This window comes from Pseudomonas sp. HMSC076A11 (genome assembly GCF_001810205.1).
Lineage (GTDB): Bacteria > Pseudomonadota > Gammaproteobacteria > Pseudomonadales > Pseudomonadaceae > Pseudomonas > Pseudomonas aeruginosa.
Map to the genome: position 1 here is coordinate 1 of NZ_KV800253.1, position 1876 is coordinate 1876.

At 52.8% G+C, this 1876-nt stretch carries 2 rRNA genes; both read left to right on the top strand.

Annotated elements, in window-relative coordinates:
* Positions 1 to 1592 (top strand): 23S ribosomal RNA (locus HMPREF2716_RS00485); the annotation flags it as partial.
* Positions 1593 to 1736: 144 nt separating this feature from the next.
* Positions 1737 to 1852 (top strand): 5S ribosomal RNA (rrf, locus tag HMPREF2716_RS00490).
* Positions 1853 to 1876 lie beyond the last annotated feature (24 nt).

Consider the following 1876-nt stretch of genomic DNA (forward strand, 5'->3'; position numbering starts at 1 on the left):
TCCTGCGCAACGTTAATCGACGCAGGGTTAGTCGGTTCCTAAGGCGAGGCTGAAAAGCGTAGTCGATGGGAAACAGGTTAATATTCCTGTACTTCTGGTTACTGCGATGGAGGGACGGAGAAGGCTAGGCCAGCTTGGCGTTGGTTGTCCAAGTTTAAGGTGGTAGGCTGAAATCTTAGGTAAATCCGGGGTTTCAAGGCCGAGAGCTGATGACGAGTCGTCTTTTAGATGACGAAGTGGTTGATGCCATGCTTCCAAGAAAAGCTTCTAAGCTTCAGGTAACCAGGAACCGTACCCCAAACCGACACAGGTGGTCGGGTAGAGAATACCAAGGCGCTTGAGAGAACTCGGGTGAAGGAACTAGGCAAAATGGCACCGTAACTTCGGGAGAAGGTGCGCCGGCTAGGGTGAAGGATTTACTCCGTAAGCTCTGGCTGGTCGAAGATACCAGGCCGCTGCGACTGTTTATTAAAAACACAGCACTCTGCAAACACGAAAGTGGACGTATAGGGTGTGACGCCTGCCCGGTGCCGGAAGGTTAATTGATGGGGTTAGCGCAAGCGAAGCTCTTGATCGAAGCCCCGGTAAACGGCGGCCGTAACTATAACGGTCCTAAGGTAGCGAAATTCCTTGTCGGGTAAGTTCCGACCTGCACGAATGGCGTAACGATGGCGGCGCTGTCTCCACCCGAGACTCAGTGAAATTGAAATCGCTGTGAAGATGCAGTGTATCCGCGGCTAGACGGAAAGACCCCGTGAACCTTTACTGTAGCTTTGCACTGGACTTTGAGCCTGCTTGTGTAGGATAGGTGGGAGGCTTTGAAGCGTGGACGCCAGTTCGCGTGGAGCCATCCTTGAAATACCACCCTGGCATGCTTGAGGTTCTAACTCTGGTCCGTAATCCGGATCGAGGACAGTGTATGGTGGGCAGTTTGACTGGGGCGGTCTCCTCCTAAAGAGTAACGGAGGAGTACGAAGGCGCGCTCAGACCGGTCGGAAATCGGTCGCAGAGTATAAAGGCAAAAGCGCGCTTGACTGCGAGACAGACACGTCGAGCAGGTACGAAAGTAGGTCTTAGTGATCCGGTGGTTCTGTATGGAAGGGCCATCGCTCAACGGATAAAAGGTACTCCGGGGATAACAGGCTGATACCGCCCAAGAGTTCATATCGACGGCGGTGTTTGGCACCTCGATGTCGGCTCATCACATCCTGGGGCTGAAGCCGGTCCCAAGGGTATGGCTGTTCGCCATTTAAAGTGGTACGCGAGCTGGGTTTAGAACGTCGTGAGACAGTTCGGTCTCTATCTGCCGTGGACGTTTGAGATTTGAGAGGGGCTGCTCCTAGTACGAGAGGACCGGAGTGGACGAACCTCTGGTGTTCCGGTTGTCACGCCAGTGGCATTGCCGGGTAGCTATGTTCGGAAAAGATAACCGCTGAAAGCATCTAAGCGGGAAACTTGCCTCAAGATGAGATCTCACTGGGAACTTGATTCCCCTGAAGGGCCGTCGAAGACTACGACGTTGATAGGCTGGGTGTGTAAGCGTTGTGAGGCGTTGAGCTAACCAGTACTAATTGCCCGTGAGGCTTGACCATATAACACCCAAACAATCTGATGATTGTGTGTTGTAAGGTGAAGTCGACGAACCGAAAGTTCGCATGAACCGCAAAACACCTTGAAATCACATACCTGAATCCGGATAGACGTAAGCCCAAGCGAACGGATATCCAACCGAATTGCTTGACGATCATAGAGCGTTGGAACCACCTGATCCCTTCCCGAACTCAGAAGTGAAACGACGCATCGCCGATGGTAGTGTGGGGTCTCCCCATGTGAGAGTAGGTCATCGTCAAGCTCCTATCCCAAAACCCCTGGTCAG